A 22,562-nucleotide genomic window follows, 5' to 3' on the forward strand; every position below is an offset into this window, starting at 1 on the left:
CAGGTGCGCTCGGGGCCCCCTTTCGCGTACGGTTGACGGCTGCCCGATGCACGTCAGAAGGGGGCCTCGGTGGCCGCGCAGGATGCCGCTGTCGATTCGTTGCGGGACCGGGAAATCGGTGTCGAACAAGAACATCTGGACCGGGTCTACCACCGTCTCGAGGAGAAGATCGACGAGGCGGAATTTCTCATGCGGGACGCCAACAAACGGGGCCAGGTCGGAACCCCCGGGGCACTCGCCGAACGGGACGCCCAGGTCTTCCGCGCCGGAGTCCATCTCAATCGGCTGAACAGCGAGTTCGAGGACTTCCTGTTCGGGCGCATCGATCTGCTCCGCGGCAAGGACGGCGAACGCGGTCCGGACGGCGCCTTCACCTCGGTGGAAGCGGCCGACGACGCCGTACGGGAGGACAGCACCGCCGAGATCGCGGAGACCCTCCACATCGGCCGTATAGGAGTCCTGGACTCGGATTACGCGCCGCTGGTCATCGACTGGCGCGCGCCGGCCGCCGCGCCGTTCTACCGGTCGACACCGAAGGATCCCGGCCGGGTCGTACGCCGCCGGGTCATCCGCTCCAAGGGCCGCAGGGTCCTGGGGGTGGAGGACGACCTCATGCGCCCGGAGCTGACCGCGTACCTGGGGGGCGACGAACTGCCCGTGGTCGGCGACGGCGCCTTGATGGCCGCCCTGGGCCAGGCCCGCAGCCACACGATGCGGGACATCGTCTCGTCGATCCAGGCCGAGCAGGACATGGTCATCCGTGCTCCCGCGGCGTCCGTCACCGAGGTGTCCGGCGGACCCGGCACCGGCAAGACGGCCGTGGCCCTGCACCGGGCCGCCTACCTGCTCTACCAGGACAGACGGCGGTACTCGGGCGGCATCCTCGTCGTCTCGCCGACCCCGCTCCTGGTCGCCTACACCGAAGGGGTGCTGCCCTCGCTCGGTGAGGAGGGGCAGGTCGCGATCCGCGCCGTCGGGTCACTGTCCGACGAGGCCGCCGGAATCGAGGGCGCGACCACGTACGACGAGCCCGCGGTCGCCCGCATCAAGGGCTCCTCCCGGATGCTCCACGTGCTGCGCAAGGCGGCCCGCGGGGCGCTGGAGCAGCCCGCTCCCCGTCCCGCCGCCCAGGAGGGGCAGCTGGAGTTCGGGGACGCCGCCCCCGCGGAGGCGGGGACCCCGACCCGGCTGCGGGTGGTCGCCTTCGGCGCCCGCGTCGAGCTCGACGCGGAAGAGCTCCGGCGCATCCGGCACAACGTCCTCGGCGGTACCGCTCCGGTCAACCTGCTGCGCCCGCGCGCCCGCAAGCTGCTTCTGGACGCCCTGTGGAGCAAGTCGTCGGGCCGGGGCCGCTACACCGATCCGGAACTGGCGGCGGAGCTGCGGTCCACGTTCGACGACGACGTGTCGACCGAGACCCCCTTCCTCGCGTTCCTGAACGCCTGGTGGCCTGAACTCACCCCTCGCCGGGTCCTGGCCGCGATGGCCGACGAGCGGCGGCTGAGCCGGTGGGCGCGCCGGATCCTCAACCAGGGCGAGGTCCGCCGCCTGGCCCGCTCGCTGAAGCGGCTGGACGAGGACGGGAAGGGCCCGCTCTCCGTCCACGACGTGGCACTCCTGGACGAACTGCAGACGCTGCTGGGCACCCCGGCCCGCCCCAGGCGCAAGCGTGAGCTCGACCCGCTGGACCAGCTCACCGGGCTGGAGGAACTCATGCCCCAGCGTGAGGAGACCCAGCGCGAGCGTGCCGAGCGGCTGGCGGCGGAACGCACGGAGTACGCCCACGTCATCGTCGACGAGGCGCAGGACCTGACGCCGATGCAGTGGCGGATGGTCGGCCGACGGGGCCGGCACGCCACGTGGACGATCGTCGGTGACGCGGCCCAGTCGTCCTGGTCCGACCCCGACGAGGCGTCCGCGGCCCGCGACGAGGCGCTCGGCAGGCGGCCGCGGCGCCAGTTCACGCTCACCGTGAACTACCGCAACCCGGCGGAGATCGCCGAGCTCGCCGCGAAGGTGCTGGCACTGGCCATGCCGGGGATGGAGTCCCCGGCCGCCGTCCGCTCCACGGGTGTCGAGCCGCGCTTCGAGACGGTGCGGGACGGCGACCTCGCCTCGACCGTCCGTGAGGAGGCGCGCAGGCTGCTCGCGGCGGTGGACGGCACCGTCGGTGTGGTCGTGGCGATGAACCGCCGTGCGGAGGCCCGTGCCTGGCTGGAGGAGCTGGGGGAGCGGGTGGTGGCGCTGGGCAGCCTCGAGGCCAAGGGTCTGGAGTACGACGCCACGGTGGTCGTCTCGCCGGCGGAGATCGCCGACGAGTCCCCGGCCGGCCTGAGGGTGCTCTACGTGGCGCTCACCCGTGCGACGCAGCAGCTGACCGTGGTCTCCGGGGAGCGCGACATGCCGGACGAGGACGGTGTGCCGGACCTCTTGAGGGACTGAGGCGACCCGCGCACGGAGCATCTTCCGGAGTCGACCCGCCGTACGGGAATCACTTTTCCGGGGTCTTTGTTAGCCTGGAGTCGGCACCGGCTCGATCCAAGCCCCCGGGCCCAACCTTCGTCGCTACGAGCGACCACTTGCCGCGAGGCGAGCATGGCGGGCCGGTGCCGTTCGACTGCTGGAAGACAGACCCGTGTCACCTGTCGGTGGCGCGGGTCTGTTTGCGTTCTACGGCGGCGATTCCCGGCCGGCCGGGGTTACGTGCCGCGATTACTTCTCGTATGGTGGAAGAAAGTTTCCGAAAGGTGGCAGTCATTACCGGCTACCGGTCGGTAGGTGCGACCATCGGAACGCACGTACGGGGCCCGGCCCCGCCCGCGTGCGGCAACGAAGCTCAGGAAAGCGAAGGACTCGGCCATGGCAACGGCGCCCAGCGTCTCGTACTCGATGACGGTCAGGCTGGAGGTGCCCGCGAGCGGCACAGCGGTCTCCCACCTGACCACGGCCGTGGAGTCCTCCGGCGGCTCGGTCACCGGCCTCGACGTGACCGCTTCCGGCCACGAGAAGCTGCGGATCGACGTCACCATCGCGGCCTCCTCCACCTCGCACGCGGACGAGATCGTCGAGGGTCTGCGCGGCATCGAAGGCGTCATACTCGGCAAGGTCTCCGACCGTACGTTCCTGATGCACCTCGGCGGCAAGATCGAGATGGCGTCGAAGCACCCCATCCGCAACCGTGACGACCTCTCGATGATCTACACCCCGGGTGTGGCGCGGGTCTGCATGGCGATCGCCGAGAACCCCGAGGACGCCCGGCGTCTGACCATCAAGCGGAACTCCGTCGCCGTGGTCACCGACGGCTCCGCGGTGCTCGGTCTCGGCAACATCGGCCCCATGGCGGCGCTGCCCGTCATGGAGGGAAAGGCCGCCCTCTTCAAGCGCTTCGCGGGCATCGACGCCTGGCCGATCTGCCTGGACACCCAGGACACCGACGAGATCGTCGCCATCGTCAAGGCGATCGCCCCCGGCTTCGCCGGGATCAACCTGGAGGACATCTCCGCCCCCCGCTGCTTCGAGATCGAGGCACGGCTGCGCGAGGCCCTCGACATCCCCGTCTTCCACGACGACCAGCACGGCACAGCGATCGTCGTCCTGGCCGCGCTGACCAACGCGCTGCGCGTGGTGGGCAAGGCGATCGGTGACGTACGGGTCGTCATGTCCGGTGCGGGCGCCGCCGGCACGGCCATCCTCAAGCTGCTCATCGCCGCGGGCGTCAAGCACACGGTCGTCGCCGACATCCACGGTGTGGTGCACGCGGACCGCGAGGACCTGGTGGACGCCACCCCGGAGTCGCCGCTGCGCTGGATCGCCGACAACACCAACCCCGAGGGCGTCACCGGCACGCTCAAGGAGGCCGTGGTCGGCTCGGACGTGTTCATCGGCGTCTCGGCCCCCAACGTGCTGGACGGCACCGACGTCGCGGCGATGGCCGACGGCGCGATCGTGTTCGCGCTCGCGAACCCGGACCCCGAGGTGGACCCGGCGATCGCGCGTGAGACGGCGGCGGTCGTCGCGACCGGGCGTTCCGACTTCCCGAACCAGATCAACAACGTGCTGGTCTTCCCGGGCGTGTTCCGCGGCCTGCTGGACGCCCAGTCCCGCACCGTCGACACGGGCATGATGCTCGCCGCCGCGCGCGCCCTCGCCGACGTCGTGGCCGAGGACGAGGTCAACGCGAACTACATCATCCCGTCCGTCTTCAACGACAAGGTCGCGGGCGCTGTCGCCGGTGCCGTCAGGGACGCCGCCAAGGCGGCCGGGGTCGCCGCGGCCACGACCGACCCCGCGTAGGGCCGTACGGCCCTGTCACACATCGTCCGCGGGGGCCGGCCCCGGCTCCCGCCGACGGTGCCGTACCTCACGTCCGGGCCCTCCGTACGGCGCGTCGCGGGTCGTGGCGTCCCAAACGCCCCTTTAGGGTGGGCGGGCAGCGAGACCCACAGGCCCTGCAACCGCTGCGGACCGCTCCAACAAGTCGACGGAACGTCATCACAGGCAATCGGTGGTGCTTTTCGTGTGACGTCGAGAGGTTCCGGATTGGCGTTAGCGCCGCAGGTGGGGGCAGGATGCGTATTCGGGCGCGAGGGTCTGACATCAGACCCGGGTCCGGGGACTGTCAGAGGGCCCTGGCAGCATCGGCTTCGATCTCACGCCTCACAGGCAAGAAGAACACGGGAGTACAAACATGAACCGCAGTGAGCTGGTGGCCGCCCTGGCCGACCGTGCCGAGGTGACCCGCAAGGACGCCGACGCCGTTCTGGCCGCGCTCGCCGAGACCGTCGGCGAGATCGTCGCCAAGGGCGACGAGAAGGTCACCATCCCCGGCTTCCTGACCTTCGAGCGCACCCACCGTGCCGCTCGCACCGCTCGTAACCCGCAGACCGGCGACCCGATCAACATCCCGGCCGGCTACAGCGTGAAGGTCTCCGCGGGCTCCAAGCTCAAGGAAGCCGCCAAGGGCAAGTAAGGCCCCCGAGGCGTCAAGAAGGGCGGCCGTCCCGACCAAGGGCGGCCGCCCTTCGGCGTACCCGGGGGCGGGGCCCCCGCGGGTTCGCCGGAGCACACACCGTCCCTGCGGGCCCTGGGGGCCTCCTGCGGCGCCCCGGCGGTCCCGGACGGCCCGGGGGAGGGCCCGCGGGTTCGTTCGGCCCTGTGGCGGCCCCCAGTGGCGCCGGGCCCGCGCAGCGCCTCGTGCGCGCCGAGGTACGGGACAGCCGTCCGGGGGTGTACGCAGAAGTCCGCCGCCCCGGTCCCTCACGGGGGCCGGGGCGGCGGACTGTGGTGCGCGGGTGCGCAATGCTGTGTGCGGCAGCACTGTGCGCGCGCCGGAGCGCGCCCGGAACGGCGTCAGACGAGCGAGCCGCCCGGCAGTTCGACCTTGGCGCCGAGCTTCTCCAGCTTGTCCATGAAGTTCTCGTAGCCGCGGTTGATCAGGTCGATGCCGTGCACCCGGGACGTGCCCTGGGCCGCCAGTGCGGCGATCAGATACGAGAAGCCGCCGCGCAGGTCGGGGATGACCAGATCCGCGCCCTGGAGTTTCGTGGGGCCGGACACGACCGCCGAATGGAGGAAGTTCCGCTGCCCGAAGCGGCAGTCGGAGCCCCCGAGGCACTCGCGGTAGAGCTGGATGTGAGCACCCATCTGGTTGAGCGCCGAGGTGAAGCCGAGCCGGGACTCGTACACCGTCTCGTGGACGATGGACAGACCGGCGGCCTGCGTGAGGGCGACCACGAGCGGCTGCTGCCAGTCGGTCTGGAAGCCCGGGTGCACGTCCGTCTCCAGCGCGATGGCGTTCAGCGCGCCGCCGGGGTGCCAGAAGCGGATGCCCTCGTCGTCGATCTCGAAGGCGCCGCCGACCCGGCGGAAGGTGTTCAGGAACGTCATCATCGAGCGCTGCTGGGCGCCGCGCACGTAGATGTTGCCCTCGGTCGCGAGCGCGGCGGACGCCCAGGACGCCGCTTCCAGACGGTCCGGGATCGCGCGGTGGGTGTACCCGTCGAGCCGGTCGACACCCGTGATCCGGATGGTCCGGTCGGTGTCCATGGAGATGATCGCGCCCATCTTCTGCAGTACGCAGATGAGGTCCTCGATCTCCGGTTCGACGGCCGCGTTGGACAGCTCGGTGACGCCCTCGGCGAGCACAGCGGTCAGCAGCACCTGTTCGGTGGAGCCCACCGACGGGTACGGCAGCCGGATCTTCGTGCCGCGCAGCCGCTGCGGGGCTTCGAGGTACTGGCCGTCGGCCCGCTTCTCGATGGTCGCGCCGAACTGGCGGAGCACCTCGAAGTGGAAGTCGATCGGCCGGCCGCCGATGTCGCAGCCGCCGAGGCCGGGGATGAAGGCGTGCCCCAGCCGGTGCAGCAGCGGGCCGCAGAAGAGGATCGGGATGCGCGACGAGCCCGCGTGCGCGTCGATGTCGGCGACGTTCGCGCTCTCGACGTGCGACGGGTCGAGGATGAGTTCGCCCGGTTCGTCGCCGGGCTTGACGGTCACGCCGTGCAGCTGCAACAGCCCTCGGACCACCCGCACGTCGCGGATGTCGGGCACGTTGCGCAGCCGGCTGGGCCCGCTGCCGAGCAGCGCGGCGACCATTGCCTTCGGCACCAGGTTCTTGGCGCCTCGGACGCGGATCTCGCCCTCCAGCGGGGTGCCGCCGTGGACAAGCAGGACATCGTCTGTGCCGGTCATGTATCTCGCGTTCCGGAGTGGTCGGGCAGGGGGCCAACAAAAGGGTAATGGCCGCAGACCCCCCTTCAGTAAGGCCCCGGGGGCTCGACCGTGTCATGGATCCGCCACAACACGTTCCGCTGCCCGCTCCTCGCGGAGGGTCACCGTCCGGCTGCCGCGTGCGGACGCCCCCCGATCGTGCGCTCCCCGTGCGTCCGTGCGGCGCCCGTGCGCCCTGAGCTGCGGACGGGCTGCCGCCGCCGGCGGGAGTGCCGCGCGGTCCCCGCCGAGCGCGAAGATGCGGGATCATCTGTGCCATGACGGAGGTGTCCTCGCTCACAGGCCGGCTGCTCGTGGCGGCTCCCGCCCTGGCGGACCCGAATTTCGACCGCGCGGTGGTGCTGCTCCTCGACCACGACGAGGAGGGCTCGCTCGGCGTCGTCCTCAACCGGCCGACCCCGGTCGGCGTCGGCGACATCCTCGCGTCCTGGGCCGGCCTGGCCGGTGAGCCGGACGTGGTCTTCCAGGGGGGCCCGGTCTCGCTCGACTCCGCGCTCGGCGTCGCGGTGATCCCCGGGGGCGAGGGCCCGCTGGGCTGGCGGCGGGTGCACGGGGCGATCGGCCTGGTGGACCTGGAGGCGCCCCCGGAGCTGCTCGCGGCGGCGCTCGGCTCCCTGCGGATCTTCGCCGGGTACGCCGGCTGGGGGCCCGGACAGCTGGAGCGTGAGCTGAAGGACGGTGCCTGGTACGTGGTCGAGTCGGAACCCGGCGACGTCTCCTCGCCGCGCCCGGAGAGCCTCTGGCGGGCGGTTCTGCGCCGCCAGCGAAGCGAACTGGCCATGATCGCGACGTATCCGGACGACCCTTCGCTCAACTGATGTCCGGAGCTTTCAGTACGCTTGGCAGTTATGAGCACTCTTGAGCCCGAGCGCGGGGCAGGTACGGGGACCCTCGTGGAGCCGACACCTCAGGTGTCGAACGGCGACGGCGACCACGAGCGCTACGCGCATTACGTCCAGAAGGACAAGATCATGGCGAGCGCCCTGGAGGGCACTCCCGTGGTGGCACTGTGCGGCAAGGTCTGGGTCCCGGGGCGCGACCCCAAGAAGTACCCGGTCTGTCCCATGTGCAAGGAGATCTACGAGTCCATGGGCGCCGGTGGCGACAAGGACAAGGGCAAGGGCGGCAAGGACAACAGCGGCAAGAAGTAGTCCCTGCCTCTTCCGGCTCCCTTCCGGGCGTCCGCCCGGATCCTCTCCGGGCCTCCGCCCGGTTCCCTCCGGATTTCCGCCTGGGCCCCCGGTCCGGTCATGGCCCCGGGGGCACGCGTCGCCGCGTGCCCCCGGGGCCGTTCGCATGTCCGGGGGCCGGCGCAAGCGGGTGGCCCCGCCCCCGCGGACCGGTCCGCGGGGGCGCGTCGCGTGGACCGCACCGGGTGGTCACAGAGTGGTTGAGACCACTTGTCGGCGTACCGGCACACCCTTAGTCTCCTGCCAGTTGTGCAGAACGAAACGCGCGTTGCATAGAATGCAACGCTTGACCGGTTGGGGTCCCGGATGAAGTTTTCTGCCCGAATTGCCGCTCCGGCCGCGGCTCTTGTGCTGGCGGGGGTCACCGCCACCGGCTGCGCGCCGCAGACCTCCGACACCGGCGCCAAGGGGGACGAGAAGTCCGGGGCCCTGCGCGTCTGGCTCTTCCAGGAGGTCGGCAACAAGCCCAAGGAGAAGGTCGTCGACGCCGCGGTGGCGGACTTCGAGAAGTCCCACGAGGGGGCCGAGGTCGAGATCGAGTACATACCCGTCGACACCCGGGCCCAGCGCATCAAGGCGGCCTTCAACGACCCGAAGAGCGCACCCGACCTCATCGAGTACGGCAACACCGACACCGCCGGCTACGTGAAGGACGGCGGACTCGCCGACGTCAGCGGCGAGTTCGCGGCGTGGGACGAGGCCAAGGACACCGACCCGGCCGCCAAGCAGTCCGTGACGGTGGACGGCAAGGTCTACGGTGCGCCCCTCTTCGTCGGCGTACGCGCCCTGTACTACCGCACCGACGTCCTCGGCGACCTCGGGATCGAGCCCCCGAAGTCGCAGGACGAACTGATCGCCACCGCAAAGAAGATCCACAAGAAGAAGCCCGGCCTGTACGGCCTCGCGGTCGGCGGTGCCTACACCTACGGCGCCATGCCCTTCATCTGGGCGCAGGGCGGCGAACTGGCCGAGGAGACGGGGGTGAGCTACCGGTCCTCCATCAACAGCGAGAAGGCCCGGAAGGGCATCGAGGCCTACACCTCGCTCTTCGGCGACGACAACTGCCCTGCGGCCAAGTGCGCGGTCATGGGCGGCAACGCCACGGTCACCGCGTTCGCGGCCGGCAAGGCTGCCATGGCGATCGGCGGCGACTTCAGCCACGCCGCCGTCGAGGCGGGCGCCGTGAAGGGCAAGTACGCCGTCGTGCCCCTGCCCGGCGTGAAGGAGGGCTCGATCGCGCCCGCCTTCGCGGGTGGCAACAACATCGGTGTGCTCAGGAGCAGTTCGCACCGCACCCTCGCCGTCGACCTGATGAAGTCGCTCACCGGCAAGAAGACACAGGCCGAGATGTTCGACGCGATGGGCTTCCTCCCGACCTACTCGGACGTGCGGGACACCGTCGCGCAGAAAGAGCCCTTCGTCGGTCCCTTCGTCAAGTCACTCGACGCGGGTGCCAAGTTCGTCCCGGCCTCCCCGGCCTGGGGCCGGATCGACGCCTCCCTGGTCCTGCCGACCATGTTCCAGGAGATCGTCAGCGGCCGTAAGGACGTGGCCGCCGCCTCGGACGCCGCGGCGAAGAAGATGGACGCGGCGTTCGCCGAAGCGGGCTGACGATGACCGCGAACACCACGGTGCGCAAGGCCACCGGAGGGCCCGGGACGAGCGGGGCACCCGGCCGCGCGCCCCGGAACCGCCCCGCCTCGCCCGCACTGCGGCCCGGCTGGACCCCGTGGCTGTACCTGCTGCCCGCCCTCGTCCTGCTCGGCGGACTGCTCGTCTACCCGATCTACCAGCTCGGCCTGATCTCCTTCCTCGAGTACACCCAGGCCCAGGTCAGCGGCGGCGAGCCGACCACCTTCCAGGGCTTCGGCAACTACGCGACGCTCTTCCGGGACAGCCAGTTCCGGCAGGTGCTCCTCTCGACCCTGATCTTCGCGGCCGCCTGCGTCCTCGCCACCCTGCTCGTCGGCTGCGCCCTGGCGGTCCTGCTGACACGCGTCCGCGCCCTGCCCCGGCTCGCGCTCATGATGGCCGCCCTGGGGGCCTGGGCCACGCCCGCGATCACCGGATCGACCGTCTGGGTCTTCCTCTTCGACCCGGACTTCGGACCGGTCAACAGGGTGCTGGGGCTCGGTGACTTCTCCTGGACGTACGGGCGTTACAGCGCCTTCGCCCTGGTGCTCCTCGAAGTCCTCTGGTGTTCGTTCCCGTTCGTGATGGTGACCGTGTACGCCGGCATCCGCGCCATCCCCGGCGAGGTGCTGGAGGCCGCCGCGCTGGACGGCGCCTCGCAGTGGCGGATCTGGCGGTCGGTCATGGCGCCGATACTCCGGCCGATCCTCGTCGTCGTCACCATCCAGTCGGTGATCTGGGACTTCAAGGTCTTCACGCAGATCTACGTCATGACCAACGGAGGCGGCATCGCCGGCCAGAACCTGGTGCTCAACGTCTACGCCTACCAGAAGGCGTTCGCCTCCTCCCAGTACAGCCTCGGATCGGCGATCGGCGTCGTGATGCTCGTGATCCTGCTGGCCGTGACACTCGTCTACCTGCGCCTCGTGCGGCGCCAGGGGGAGGAACTGTGAGCGCACGCACGCTTCTGCGCGTCCGCCGGCCCGGGAGGACGGCAGCCGAGGCCGCCGCCCTGCTCATCGCCGCGGCCGTCGCCTTCCCGCTGTACTGGATGGTGCTGTCCGCCTTCAAGCCGGCCGGAGAGATCCAGTCCACACAGGCGCGCCCCTGGACCCTCGCGCCCTCCCTCGACTCGTTCCGCAGGGTCTTCGAACAGCAGCATTTCGGCCGCTACTTCATCAACAGCCTGCTCGTGGCCGGCACGGTCGTCGTGCTCTCCGCGCTGATCGCGTTCCTCGCCGCTACGGCGGTGACCCGGTTCCGCTTCAGGTTCCGCACCACCCTGCTGATCATGTTTCTCGTGGCGCAGATGGTGCCGGTCGAGGCGCTGACCATTCCGCTGTTCTTCCTGATGCGGGACTTCGGCCAGCTGAACACGCTGGGATCGCTGATCCTGCCCCATCTCGCCTTCTCGCTGCCCTTCGCGATCTGGATGCTGCGCGGCTTCGTGAAGGCCGTCCCGGACGCCCTGGAGGAGGCCGCCTGCATCGACGGGGCGAGCCGCACCCGCTTCCTGTGGCAGATCCTCTTCCCGCTGGTCTTCCCCGGCCTCGTGGCGACCAGCGTCTTCTCCTTCATCTCGACCTGGAACGACTTCCTGTTCGCGAAATCGTTCATCATCAGCGACACCTCCCAGTCGACGCTGCCCATGGCGCTGCTGGTCTTCTTCAAACCCGACGAGAACGACTGGGGAGGGATCATGGCCGCTTCCACGGTGATGACCATTCCCGTGCTGGTCTTCTTCGTCCTCGTACAGCGACGCCTCGTCTCCGGACTCGGCGGAGCGGTGAAGGACTGACATGGACAATCTGATTCCGGCGCCGGTGCGCGCCGGCGGCGACGACAGCCGCGCATTCGTCCTCGACGGCACCACGACGCTGACCGCGGCACCCGGCACCGAGAGCACCGAACGCTGGCTGCGCGGCACCCTCGGGGCCGCCTTCGGTCTTCCCCTCGCCCCCGCCCCGAGGGGTGCGGCGAGCAGCGTGAACACCGTCGAGCTGCAGGTCGATCCCGCACTGGAGCCCGAGGGCTACCGGCTCGGCGTGGACGCCGTCCGGGGCGTACGGATCACCGGTGGCAGCGCCGCCGGGGTCTTCTGGGGCGCGCAGACCCTGCGCCAGCTCCTCGGCCCCGAGGCATTCCGGCGGGCCCCGGTGAGTCCCGGTGCCGAAAGGCGCATTCCCCTCACCGAGATCGAGGACGGCCCGCGCTTCGGATGGCGCGGCCTGATGCTCGACGTGGCCCGCCACTTCATGCCCAAGGACGGCGTGCTGCGCATGCTCGACCTGCTGGCCGCCCACAAACTCAACGTCTTCCATTTCCACCTCACCGACGACCAGGGCTGGCGGATCGAGATCAAGCGCCACCCCCGGCTCACGGAAGCCGGCGCGTGGCGGGCCCGCACCAAATACGGTCACCGCGCATCCGAGCTGTGGGACGAGACACCGCACGGCGGTTACTACACCCAGGACGACATCCGGGAAATCGTCGCGTACGCCGCCGAGCGGCATATCCGCGTCGTCCCCGAAATCGACATCCCGGGCCACTCGCAGGCAGCCATCAGCGCGTATCCGGAACTCGGCAACACCGATGTCGTCGACACGTCCGCCCTTTCCGTCTGGGACACCTGGGGCATCAACCCGAACGTACTCGCCCCCACCGACAACACCCTGCGCTTCTTCGAGGGCGTCTTCGAGGAACTGCTCGACCTGTTCCCGGCGGACACCTCGCCGTTCATCCATGTCGGCGGCGACGAATGCCTCAAGGACCAGTGGAAGGAGTCGCCGGCCGCGCAGGCCCGCATGACCGGACTCGGCCTGACGGACGAGGACGAACTGCAGTCCTGGTTCATCCGCCACTTCGACCGCTGGCTCACCGAGAGGGGCCGCCGCCTCATCGGCTGGGACGAGATCCTGGAGGGCGGGCTCGCCGAAGGTGCGGCGGTGTCGTCGTGGCGCGGCTACGCGGGCGGCGTCGCGGCCGCCGAGGCGGGCCACGACGTCGTGATGTGCCCCGAACAGCAGGTCTACCTGGACCACCGTCAGGACGGCGGCGCCGACGAGCCGATGCCCATCGGCTTCGTGCGGACCCTGGAGGACGTCTACCGCTTCGAACCGGTCCCTCCGGGCCTCTCCGACGAGGCCGCCGGGCACATCCTGGGCGCCCAGGCCAACGTCTGGACCGAGGTCATGCAGGACATTGCCCGCGTCGACTACCAGGTCTTTCCCCGGCTCGCGGCCTTCGCCGAGGTCGCCTGGTCGCCCCTCCCGGCCCCCGCCGAACGGGACTTCGCCGACTTCGACCGCCGGATGCGCACCCACTACGCCCGGCTCGACGCCCTGGGCGTCGACTACCGGCCGCCCGCCGGCCCCCTGCCGTGGCAACGCCGACCCGGGGTCCTGGGTCGCCCGATCGAGGGACCGCCCCCGACCGTGTGACCGCTCTCCCCCTCCGGCCAGGGGAACCACATAAGTCGTACGAACTTGCTGAAGAGTAGCAATTCGTGCACGGGGCAGAACACCTGCCAAACGTGATTTTTCCCCTGGTCGGGTACGGAAACGCCCTTCGCGGACCCTCGCGTCGGACCGCCCGGAAGATGTGCCAGAGTTGCCACGTCCCGGCCGTGAGCACGTACCGTACGGCGGACAGGCGGGACTGCCGGGACACCGGGAAGGGGCAGCTGGGTTGACCACGCACGCACCGCAGGCGATGCGGTCGGTAACGCTGCCGGCCTCGCTCGACGAGGCCGTGGCGGCTCTGGGCGCCATGCCCGCAGCCGTCCCCGTGGCAGGCGGCACGGACCTCATGTCCGCCGTCAACAAGGGGCAGCTGCGACCCTCGGGGCTCGTCGGCCTGGGCCGCATCAGCGAGCTGCGCGGCTGGCACTACCAGGACGGCCACGCCCTCCTCGGGGCCGGCCTCACCCACGCACGTATGGGGCGGCCCGACTTCGCCGCCCTCATCCCCGCACTGGCCGCCTCGGCGCGCGCCGCGGGCCCGCCCCAGATCCGTAACGCCGGAACTCTCGGCGGCAACATCGCCACCGCGGCCCCGACCGGCGACGCCCTGCCGGTCCTGGCGGCCCTGGAGGCCGAGCTGGTCATCGCGGGCCCCGACGGCGCCCGCCGGGAGATCCCCGTCTCGCACCTGCTGGCGGGCCGCGAGATGCTCGAACCCGCCGAGCTGATCGGCTTCGTCCGCGTGCCGCTGCTGCACGCCCCCCAGGTGTTCCTCAAGGCGACCGGCCGCACCGGCCCCGGCCGGGCCACGGCCTCCGTCGCGATCGTCCTGGACCCCGCCCGGCGGGGCGTGCGCTGCGCGGTCGGCGCGATCGCCCCGATGCCGCTGCGGCCCCTGGAGGCCGAACGCTGGATCGCCTCCCTGATCGACTGGGACGGCGAACGCGGCCTGGCCCCCGACGCGCTGGCCGCCTTCGGCGAGTACGTGGCGGCGGCCTGCATTCCCGACCATGAACCACCGGACGACGGGGGAGAAGCGCCCGCGCTGTCGCCCGCCGTCCTGCACCTGCGGCGCACGGTCGCCGCGCTCGCCCGACGCGCGCTGGGGAGGGCACTGTCGTGAGCAATGAGGAAAACCCCGGGCAGCGGCACGGGCAGCCCGACCCCTACGCCGGCTGGGAGCCGACCCCGCAGGGCGGTGAGTACGACGCGGAGGCCACCGCCTTCGTGCACCTTCCCCCGGAGGACTTCCCCGACCTCGGGGGCGACCCGCTGGCCGCTCCCGGGCACAGCTACGTGCCGCCCATGATCCTCCCACTGACCCCGGCCGCCGGGCTCGACCCCGCGGCGACGGGCAGCTGGGTCCTGCAGACGCAGAGCCAGCAGGACCGCGCAGCCGAGCATGCCGCGGGTCAGGAGACCACGGCGGACGAGGTGCGGTGGCCGGACCCGAACCAGCAGCAGGAGCAGTACCAGCAGCCGTACCCGGACACGTCCCAGTACGCGCAGACGTCGTCCACGACGGCCCACTGGAACTACACCGAGGCCGTGCACCCCGCCGAGCCCGAGCCGTCCCCCGAGCCCGCCGGGCACACGGGCCAGTGGACGATCCCGGTCGCGGGCGGCGACATCCCTGAGGAGTCCGGCGAGTTCTCCGCCTCCGCGATGGCTTCGCAGTGGTACGCGGACACGCCCCCCGCCACCCTTCCGGGCGGGGCCCCCGCACCGTGGGCTACGCAGGAACCGGTCCACGAGGTGCCGGAGTCCGCCGCCGCGGCCGAGGAGGTCCCCGAAGCGCCGCGGGAAGCCCCTGAGGCCCCGCAGGAGGCCGCGCCGACAGGAGAGACCGCCGAGGACGCCGGGGACGCCGTCCCGGCCCCGGAGGCCCCCTCGGGGGACGCGGAGACCCCCGGCGAGCCGGAGGAGACCGCCGACGCCGTCGGGGAACCGGAGACGGAAGCTCCCGCCCCCGACGCCGAGGCCGCCGAACACGCCCCCGAGCACGCTCCCGAGCACGCTCCCGAGCACGCCGAACACGCCCCCGTGCCCGCCGAGCACGCCCCCGTGCCCGCCGAGCACGCCGAGCACGCTCCCGAGCACGCCGAACACGCTCCCGAGCACACCCCCGTGCCCGCCGACGAGCCGGCCGCCGCTCCCGTGGGCGCACCGAGCCAGCACCCCTCCGCCTCGTACGTCCTCCACGTGAACGGGGCCGACCGCCCGGTCACCGACGCCTGGATCGGGGAGTCGCTGCTCTACGTCCTGCGGGAGCGCCTCGGCCTGGCCGGCGCCAAGGACGGCTGCTCGCAGGGCGAGTGCGGGGCCTGCAACGTCCAGGTCGACGGCCGCCTCGTCGCCTCGTGCCTGGTTCCCGCCGCCACGACCGCCGGCAGCGAGGTCCGCACCGTCGAAGGGCTCGCGGTGGACGGCGAACCGTCCGACGTCCAGCGGGCCCTGGCCAAGTGCGGGGCCGTCCAGTGCGGGTTCTGCATCCCGGGTATGGCCATGACCGTCCACGACCTCCTGGAAGGCAACCACGCCCCCAGCGAGCTGGAGACGCGGCAGGCCCTGTGCGGCAACCTCTGCCGCTGCTCCGGCTACCGGGGCGTGCTCGACGCCGTGCGCGAGGTCGTCGCGGGCCGCGAAGCGGTGTCGGAGGCGGCGACGGGCACGCTGGACGACCTGGAACCGCGCATCCCGCACCAGGCCGCCCCCGGTGAGGGCGGCGTCCAGCACGAGGGAGACGTCCGGTGAACTCCGTGCCGTCCCCCGCACGACCGCTCACCACCACCACCACCACCAGCCGCCGCAGCGGAGCGAACGACAAGGAGGCGGCGTGACCAGCGACGCAGCCACCGCGACCAGCACGCACACCACCCCGCAGGCCGAGGGCACCGCACCGGACCAGGAGCTGCCCGCGCACGGCCTGGGCGCGTCGCTGCCGCCCGCCGACGCCCGCGCCAAGACCGAGGGGACGTTCCCCTACGCGGCCGACCTCTGGGCCGAGGGACTGCTCTGGGCCGCGATGCTGCGCTCCCCGCACCCGCACGCCCGCATCCTGTCGATCGACACCTCGGCCGCCGCCCGGATGCCCGGCGTCCGCGCCGTCGTCACGCACGAGGACATCCCCGGGGACGGCGCTTACGGCCGCAGCGTGGTCGACCGGCCGGTGTTCGCCTCCGACCTCGTGCGCCACCACGGCGAGGCCATCGCCGCCGTCGCCGCCGACCACCCGGACACCGCACGGCTGGCAGCCGCCGCCATCGCCGTCGAGTACGAGGTGCTCGAACCGGTCACCGACCCCGAGAAGGCATTCGCCGCCGAGGCGCTGCACCCCGACGGCAACCTCATCCGCCACATCCCGCTGCGCTACGGCGACCCGGACACCGTGGGCGAGGTCATCGTCGAGGGCCTGTACCGCATCGGGCGTCAGGACCCCGCCCCGGTCGGCGCGGAGGCCGGCCTCGCCGTCCCCCGGCCCGACGGGGGCGTCGAGCTGTACACGGCGTCCACCGACCCGCACACCGACCGCGACCTCGCCGCCGCCTGCTTCGGCCTGGACCCCGAGCGCGTCAAGGTCGTCGTCACCGGCGTGCCCGGAGCCACCGGCGACCGCGAGGACCCCGGTTTCCAGATCCCGCTCGGCCTGCTCGCCCTGCGCACCGGCTGCCCGGTCAAACTGGCCGCCACCCGCGAGGAGTCCTTCCTCGGCCACGCCCACCGACACCCGACCCTGCTGCGCTACCGCCACCACGCGGACAACGAGGGCCGACTGGTCAAGGTCGAGGCCCAGATCCTCCTCGACGCGGGCGCGTACGCCGACGCCTCGTCCGAATCCCTGGCCGCCGCCGTTGCCTTCGCCTGCGGCCCCTACGTCGTCCCGCACGCCTTCATCGAGGGCTGGGCGGTCCGCACGAACAACCCGCCCTCCGGCCATGTGCGCGGCGAAGGCGCCATGCAGGTCTGCGCGGCGTACGAGGGCCAGATGGACAAGCTGGCGGCGAAGCTGGGCATCGACCCGGTCGAACTCCGCCTGCGCAACGCCCTCTCCACCGGCGACATGCTGCCCACCAGCCAGACCGTGACGTGCCCCGCGCCGGTCGCCGAACTCCTTCGCGAACTACGCGACTTCCCGCTGCCGACCCTCCCGAAGGACGCCCCGGAGGACGACTGGCTCCTCCCGGGAGGCCCGGAGGGCGCCGGTGAGCCCGGCGCCGTACGCCGAGGGGTCGGCTACGCGCTCGGCATGGTCCACATGCTCGGCGCCGAGGGCGCGGACGAGGTCTCCACGGCCACGGTCCGGGTCCACGACGGTGTCGCCACGGTGATCTGCGCGGCCGTCGAGACCGGCCAGGGCTTCACCACGCTCGCCCGGCAGATCGTCCAGGAGACCCTGGGCATCGAGGAGGTCCACGTCGCGGCGGTCGACACCGACCAGCCCCCGGCCGGGCCGGCGACGCACGGACGTCATACCTGGGTCTCGGGCGGTGCGGTGGAGCGCGCCGCCAAGATGGTCCGGACGCAGCTGTTGCAGCCGCTGGCCCACAAGTTCGGCATGTCGACGGAGCTTCTCCAGATCGCCGACGGCAAGATCACCTCGTACGACGGTGTGCTGTCCACGACGGTGACGGAGGCGATGGACGGCAAGGAACTCTGGGCCACCGCCCAGTGCCGCCCCCACCCCACCGAACCCCTCGACGAGTCGGGCCAGGGCGACGCGTTCGTGGGCCTGGCCTTCTGCGCGGTCCGCGCGGTGGTCGACGTCGACATCGAGCTCGGTTCGGTCCGCGTGGTGGAGATGGCAGTCGCCCAGGACGTCGGCCGGGTCCTCAACCCGTCCCAGCTCGCCGTCCGCATCGAGGCGGGCATCACCCAGGGCATCGGCGCCGCACTCACGGAGAACCTCCGCACCGCGCGCGGCCTGATCCGTCACCCGGACCTCACCGGATACGCGCTTCCGACCTCCTTGGACGCACCGGACATTCGCATCGTGAAACTGGTGGAAGAGCGGGACGTCGTCGCCCCCTTCGGCGCCAAGGCGGCATCCGCCGTACCGGTGGTGACCTCCCCGGCGGCCGTGGCATCCGCGGTGCGCGCCGCGACCGGCCGCCCCGTCAACCGCCTCCCGATCCGGCCCCAGGCCGCGGTGGCCGCCGCGAAGTCCTGACGTGTGATTCACGTTGCACCTGCAACCCAGGGGTGCGGTCTGTCACCGGTGCTGACTACAGTGATGCCTGAAGTCGTGGCCGGCCGGATACGGGGAGGGTGCTGTGCTGCCGAGTGATGGAGTGAGCGCGGGACTGATGGCGGTGCCGGGCCTGGGAGTCACCACGGCGGCCGCCGCGGTCGAACTGGCCACGGAACTGACGTCGTTCACCAAATTCCGCAACCGCGTCGACGAGATACTGGCCGACCTCAAGAAGTCTCCCGCCGGAGCCACACAGCTCGGCGAAGACCCCATGGTGCGGACCCAGTTCGGCGGCGGCGCCAACCAATGGGCGGAAGCCGCAAGCCTGTTCGCGTCCTACCAGACGGTGATCACCGAGCTGGAAACGCTGTCCAAGTCGCTCTCGAACTCCATAGAGGGCATGAGCATCGCGGTCCTCGCCGCGCACAACGGCTACGAGAACCTGGACATCGACATCCGGCGCCGCATGCTCGCGATCTCGGACGACGCGAAGAAGCACTACGGCGGCGAGTACGACCCGACGAAGCCGGCGAAGCAGAGCGGGGACTCGGGGCCGGAGGCGCCTGGGGCACCGGCGGACACCGCGGGCGTCGTGGGCACCTGATGATGACCAACACCGGCATGACGCGGGGATAGACGGGGGCTGGGATGGACCACAGGGAAGCAGGACAGGGCACACCGTTCGACAGCATGACGCACGAGACCATGCTGGCCTGGCTGGACAAGGCCAACAGCGGTGCGATCCAGGGTGCGTCGGACCGGCTGCTCAGCGCGGCCACGGAGATCCGGAAGATCGCGGAGGACCTCAAGGTCCGCCCGCAGACGGTCGAGTGGAAGGGCGAGGGCGCCACGGCCTTCCGCACCTGGGGCGCGGACCTGGCCAACGCGACGCTGCGCCTCGGTGACTACAGCGAGGGCGCGTCGAAGTGGCTGGCCCAGGCCTCCGACGCACTCGCCTCGGCCCAGGTGGCCATCCCGCGCACCGACGCGGGGGCCCAGGCGAACCTGGACGCGGCGAAGGCCGCGCGCAACGACCCGGACGCCTCGGCGATCGAGAAGAAGTCCCTGGAGACGCTCCTGGCCGCCAAGGAGTCGAACCGCCAGGAGGCGGCTGCGGAGATGCGGAGGCTGGCACAGTCGTACCAGTTCTCGGCCTCGCAGATGGACGGCCTGGAGAAGCCGGTGTTCCCGCCGCCGCCCGGGGAGTTCGTTCCTGACCGCAAGGAAACCATCTCCGATGGCGAGACCTGGGGCTCTACAGGAAGCGGTCCCGGCGGACATTCGGGGTCAAGCAGGACTACTTATGGTTCTTCCGCGTCGACATCTGATATCAACGGGGTTCTCGGATCTTCAATCCCTCATGGTCTTAAGGTGCCGGTCCACTCCGACACGCCCGTGGATATGGAGATCGACGGGGTGGCGACTTTGCCACCAACTTCTTCCACCAATACGGTGACGCCGTCGGTGCCACCAACGACGGGCAACGCCGAAGGCGTCCTTCCGCCCCGCCTGATGAACACGCCCCGGCCCTTCGGGGGCGGTCCGATTCCGCTTCAGGGCCCGGTCGCGGGTGGAAAAGCGGTGTCCGGGCTTCGCCCACCTGCGCTGCCTGGCCAGGGCGGACTGACTGCAGGCCCGGCGAGCAGACTGCCGCGTGAAGGAGGGATCATCGGAGGGCGTCCCGTTGCGCAAGCCACTGGACGGCCGGCCGGAGGTCTGCCCCGTGGCACGGTGGTCGGTGGCGAGGGATCGCACGCTGGTCGTGCACCCATGGGGAATGGTGCTGGGATGGGAGGCGCTGGAAGCAGCCAAAGTGGCATTGTCGGTGGCCGTCGCTTGGCTGGCGAGACCGGCGGTGTGGTGGGAGGGCGCCCTCAACCGCCTGGCCGTACGAGCGGGCGCCCGTTCACACCCGGGGGCACGGGCTTGGTGCGAAACGCCGCATCCTCGGAGGGCGGCCGTGGCGGCGGTGCCGGTGGTCGTGGCGTCTCAGTACAGCGGCCTGGCGAATCGCGTCGCGACGAGAGTGAGCGGCCGGACTACCTCGTTGAGGACGAGGAGACCTGGCAGCAAGGTGGCCGGCGCATCGTTCCGCCTGTCATCGACTGATCAGTCAGTACCTGCAAAGGATTCAGATGCCTAACAGCGGTACCGGAGTCGACCGTCGTCGAGTTGCAGTTTCCGCCCTGCTCGGAGGGCTCCTGGTGGGCCTCGTTCCTTCGACTGCACACGCGGATTCTGTTCGTTCGAACCAATGGCACCTGACAGCCATGAAGGCTGAGGAAATGTGGCAGACAAGCACCGGAAAGGGTGTAACTGTCGCTGTTATCGACACGGGTGTCGATTCTTCGAACCTGGATCTGCAGGGACAAGTCCTCGATGGCAGGGACTTTGCGTTGAGCGAAAAGGGTGACGAGCATACTGATCTTGGTACCCATGGCACCGGTATAGCTGCCTTGATTGCCGGAACTGGTGACAGTCGCCGTGGCGACGGCGCCTTCGGGCTAGCTCCTGGTGCAAAAATTCTACCGATCAGGGTCCCTGACAAGGCTCCCAACCTTGCGGCTGACATCAAGCAGTTCAACACCAATGTGCCTCTCGCAATCCGATACGCCGCTGATCAAGGGGCGAAGGTCATCAACGTCTCCTTGGCCATGAGTGAAGGGTCGGAGCAGTTGACCGATGCCGTGAAGTACGCATTGGACAAGGGTTCTCTCGTATTCGCCGGCATGGGCAACGATGCCGAGAGTGTCAACGGGGTAAAGTATCCTGCTGCGACTCCCGGAGCCGTGGGTGTCGGCGCCATCGGCCAGGACCTGCGGAAAACCGACGAGTCGCAGTTCGGCCCTCAGGTGGATTTGTCCGCCCCAGGGGAAGACATGATTCACGCTTGCCCGAGTCAAACCGGTTTGTGCAAGTCTCACGGCACCAGTGACGCCACAGCCCTCGCCTCCGCCTCCGCCGCTCTCATCTGGGCCAAGTACCCCGAATGGACCAACAATCAGGTCCTGCGCGTCCTGCTCAATACCGCAGGGGGACCCACGAGCGGGGCCGACCGTAACGACTACGTCGGCTATGGCGTCGTCCGTCCCCGCATCGCCCTGAAGACCCCCGGCGACCCCGGCCCCGCCGATGAGTACCCGCTCCCTGATCTGGCGGCAGCTGAGCCCTCGACACCCTCTGCCGCTCCGTCCAAGGCGGCCGGTGGTTCCGAGGAGAGTGGGGAGCCGGCTGTCGCGGCCTCGGCGGCCGATGACGAGGGCGGGAACACCGGTCTGTGGGTCGGGCTCGGCGTCGGGGCGGCAGCGCTCGTCGCTGCAGGGGTGGCTGTGGCAGTCGTCCGCTCCCGCAAGCGCAGCGCGGCCTCGGCAGCAGCACCCGCTGTGCCGCCCTACGGCTATCAGTCCGCACAGGGACCTGCGCAGCCGCAGTATCCGGCCTACGGTCCGCCGACAGATGCTCCCCGTCCCCACAGGCATCATGACGGACCGCCGCTACAGGGCCCTGGCGTCTGACGACCTGCCTCATGCCCGACTTGTGGTCGAATTCATACGTGCTGGCCGTGGCGGGTTGGGTGGGGAGGGTGGCTCCTTCGGGGTTTTCCCTACCGGGAACTGACTGCGCTCGCGTCTCGGGCCTCGTGTCCCGGCCCTCGGATCCCGAAGCTTGAATGTCGGGATCTGCGTCCCGCTCTGACCCCTGAAAGCGTGAATGGGTCCGTCTCGGAGCTCGGCCCCCGAGCTTCGGGGCCGAGCGTCGCGACACCCCTTCCCATTGGTCCGGTTACCTGTTGATGCGGGCGAAGTATGCATTGCTCCCGGCCCGCGCCTGTGAGAGCGAACCCGATAGCGTGAGTGCGTCAGTGAAGCCGGAGTTCGTGACTCCGGTGGCCTATACGGACAGGTACGGGGAATTTCGTGACGTTCGACGCAGAATGGGCGGCCCTCCGCGCGGAGTCGACGCAGCGGGTCGACATGCGGCTCAACAGCATCCCGGCGGACGGCGGCAGCGGCGGCGGGCCGAGCAGCGCCGACCTCGCCGTGAACCAGGACGACCTCGGGGCCATCGGGCATGACGCCTACGGTCTGCGGACCCGGCTCTCCAAGGAGGGGGACCACGCGCGCCCTTCTACCTTCGACGCGGCGATCGCGCTCACCAACGGCAACTTCACCAGCGGCTCCGCGCTGCTCAAGGTGCACGACCGCTGGAACACGCACATGAAGACGCTGCTCGACGCGTGTGCGCAGATCTCGAACCACCTGGATTACACAAAGGCCGCGCATTCGAAGGACGACGTTCAGATCGGCGGCGATCTGATTTCCGTCTCCAAGCTCAACGATTACCTGAAGTAGAGCCTGAAGC

Annotated in this window: 17 protein-coding genes; 16 read left to right on the forward strand and 1 reads right to left on the reverse strand. The window is 70.5% G+C overall.

Annotation, left to right across the window (positions count from 1 at the left end; all coding sequences use genetic code 11):
- The first annotated feature begins 69 nt into the window (after positions 1–69).
- The 3 genes from OG206_RS20200 (at position 70) to OG206_RS20210 (ending at position 4,969) form a co-directional block, all read left to right on the forward strand.
- Positions 70–2,442: a HelD family protein gene (locus OG206_RS20200; RefSeq protein ID WP_327118040.1), complete on the forward strand. Its 2,373-nt coding sequence runs from the start codon at positions 70–72 to the stop codon at positions 2,440–2,442.
- Between the two features lie 417 nt (positions 2,443–2,859).
- Positions 2,860–4,293 (forward strand): NAD-dependent malic enzyme, encoded by a 1,434-nt coding sequence (locus tag OG206_RS20205; protein WP_327118042.1) that lies wholly within the window; start codon positions 2,860–2,862, stop codon positions 4,291–4,293.
- Positions 4,294–4,687: 394 nt separating this feature from the next.
- Positions 4,688–4,969, forward strand: coding sequence for an HU family DNA-binding protein (locus OG206_RS20210; protein WP_003968811.1), 282 nt, complete (start codon positions 4,688–4,690; stop codon positions 4,967–4,969).
- Positions 4,970–5,349: 380 nt separating this feature from the next.
- Here the strand turns inward: OG206_RS20210 and murA are convergent, their stop codons facing one another.
- On the reverse strand, positions 5,350–6,690 hold the full coding sequence (gene murA / locus OG206_RS20215; protein ID WP_327118044.1) for a UDP-N-acetylglucosamine 1-carboxyvinyltransferase: 1,341 nt from the start codon (positions 6,688–6,690) through the stop codon (positions 5,350–5,352).
- 296 nt (positions 6,691–6,986) lie between these two features.
- Between murA and OG206_RS20220 the strand changes: the two genes are divergently transcribed.
- From OG206_RS20220 to OG206_RS20280, 13 genes are all read left to right on the forward strand, one after another.
- Positions 6,987–7,547: a YqgE/AlgH family protein gene (locus OG206_RS20220; RefSeq protein ID WP_327118046.1), complete on the forward strand. Its 561-nt coding sequence runs from the start codon at positions 6,987–6,989 to the stop codon at positions 7,545–7,547.
- 30 nt (positions 7,548–7,577) lie between these two features.
- Positions 7,578–7,880 (forward strand): DUF3039 domain-containing protein, encoded by a 303-nt coding sequence (locus OG206_RS20225; RefSeq protein ID WP_042837321.1) that lies wholly within the window; start codon positions 7,578–7,580, stop codon positions 7,878–7,880.
- Between the two features lie 345 nt (positions 7,881–8,225).
- A complete protein-coding gene (locus OG206_RS20230; protein WP_327118050.1) occupies positions 8,226–9,530 on the forward strand; it encodes an extracellular solute-binding protein in 1,305 nt (434 codons plus the stop codon).
- A gap of 2 nt (positions 9,531–9,532) precedes the next feature.
- Positions 9,533–10,504 (forward strand): carbohydrate ABC transporter permease, encoded by a 972-nt coding sequence (locus tag OG206_RS20235; RefSeq protein ID WP_327118052.1) that lies wholly within the window; start codon positions 9,533–9,535, stop codon positions 10,502–10,504.
- Positions 10,501–11,349 (forward strand): carbohydrate ABC transporter permease, encoded by an 849-nt coding sequence (locus OG206_RS20240; RefSeq protein ID WP_327118054.1) that lies wholly within the window; start codon positions 10,501–10,503, stop codon positions 11,347–11,349. Before OG206_RS20235 ends, OG206_RS20240 begins: the two co-directional genes overlap by 4 nt.
- A 1-nt stretch (position 11,350) precedes the next feature.
- Entirely contained in the window at positions 11,351–12,991 is a 1,641-nt protein-coding gene (locus tag OG206_RS20245) for a beta-N-acetylhexosaminidase (RefSeq protein ID WP_327118056.1), read from the forward strand.
- Between the two features lie 247 nt (positions 12,992–13,238).
- Positions 13,239–14,135 (forward strand): FAD binding domain-containing protein, encoded by an 897-nt coding sequence (locus tag OG206_RS20250; protein WP_327118058.1) that lies wholly within the window; start codon positions 13,239–13,241, stop codon positions 14,133–14,135.
- Positions 14,132–15,766, forward strand: coding sequence for a 2Fe-2S iron-sulfur cluster-binding protein (locus OG206_RS20255; RefSeq protein WP_327118060.1), 1,635 nt, complete (start codon positions 14,132–14,134; stop codon positions 15,764–15,766). The genes OG206_RS20250 and OG206_RS20255 overlap by 4 nt, the downstream gene beginning before the upstream one ends.
- 82 nt (positions 15,767–15,848) lie before the next feature.
- Positions 15,849–18,179 carry a xanthine dehydrogenase family protein molybdopterin-binding subunit gene (locus tag OG206_RS20260; protein WP_327118062.1) on the forward strand — a complete coding sequence of 777 codons (2,331 nt, stop codon included), beginning with the start codon at positions 15,849–15,851 and terminating at the stop codon, positions 18,177–18,179.
- Between the two features lie 103 nt (positions 18,180–18,282).
- Positions 18,283–18,804, forward strand: a complete 522-nt coding sequence (locus OG206_RS20265) for a hypothetical protein (protein ID WP_327118064.1) — start codon at positions 18,283–18,285, stop codon at positions 18,802–18,804.
- Positions 18,805–18,905: 101 nt separating this feature from the next.
- A complete protein-coding gene (locus OG206_RS20270) occupies positions 18,906–20,309 on the forward strand; it encodes a WXG100 family type VII secretion target (protein ID WP_327118066.1) in 1,404 nt (467 codons plus the stop codon).
- A 26-nt stretch (positions 20,310–20,335) separates the two neighbouring features.
- Positions 20,336–21,715 (forward strand): type VII secretion-associated serine protease mycosin, encoded by a 1,380-nt coding sequence (mycP, locus tag OG206_RS20275; RefSeq protein WP_442805874.1) that lies wholly within the window; start codon positions 20,336–20,338, stop codon positions 21,713–21,715.
- Positions 21,716–22,117: 402 nt separating this feature from the next.
- The gene (locus tag OG206_RS20280) at positions 22,118–22,552 is read left to right on the forward strand and encodes a hypothetical protein (protein WP_327118070.1); all 435 of its coding nucleotides are present in this window, start codon (positions 22,118–22,120) and stop codon (positions 22,550–22,552) included.
- The last annotated feature ends 10 nt before the right edge of the window (positions 22,553–22,562 follow it).

This window comes from Streptomyces sp. NBC_01341, assembly GCF_035946055.1.
GTDB lineage: Bacteria > Actinomycetota > Actinomycetes > Streptomycetales > Streptomycetaceae > Streptomyces.

What these genes read in the sequence shown, in the direction of transcription:
- OG206_RS20205 (WP_327118042.1), top strand. Translation starts at nt 2,860, where the DNA reads ATGGCAACGGCGCCCAGCGTCTCGTACTCGATGACGGTCAGGCTGGAG.
- OG206_RS20210 (WP_003968811.1), top strand. Translation starts at nt 4,688, where the DNA reads ATGAACCGCAGTGAGCTGGTGGCCGCCCTGGCCGACCGTGCCGAGGTG.
- murA (WP_327118044.1), bottom strand. Translation starts at nt 6,690, where the DNA reads ATGACCGGCACAGACGATGTCCTGCTTGTCCACGGCGGCACCCCGCTG.
- OG206_RS20220 (WP_327118046.1), top strand. Translation starts at nt 6,987, where the DNA reads ATGACGGAGGTGTCCTCGCTCACAGGCCGGCTGCTCGTGGCGGCTCCC.
- OG206_RS20225 (WP_042837321.1), top strand. Translation starts at nt 7,578, where the DNA reads ATGAGCACTCTTGAGCCCGAGCGCGGGGCAGGTACGGGGACCCTCGTG.
- OG206_RS20230 (WP_327118050.1), top strand. Translation starts at nt 8,226, where the DNA reads ATGAAGTTTTCTGCCCGAATTGCCGCTCCGGCCGCGGCTCTTGTGCTG.
- OG206_RS20235 (WP_327118052.1), top strand. Translation starts at nt 9,533, where the DNA reads ATGACCGCGAACACCACGGTGCGCAAGGCCACCGGAGGGCCCGGGACG.
- OG206_RS20245 (WP_327118056.1), top strand. Translation starts at nt 11,351, where the DNA reads ATGGACAATCTGATTCCGGCGCCGGTGCGCGCCGGCGGCGACGACAGC.
- OG206_RS20270 (WP_327118066.1), top strand. Translation starts at nt 18,906, where the DNA reads ATGCTGGCCTGGCTGGACAAGGCCAACAGCGGTGCGATCCAGGGTGCG.
- mycP (WP_442805874.1), top strand. Translation starts at nt 20,336, where the DNA reads ATGCCTAACAGCGGTACCGGAGTCGACCGTCGTCGAGTTGCAGTTTCC.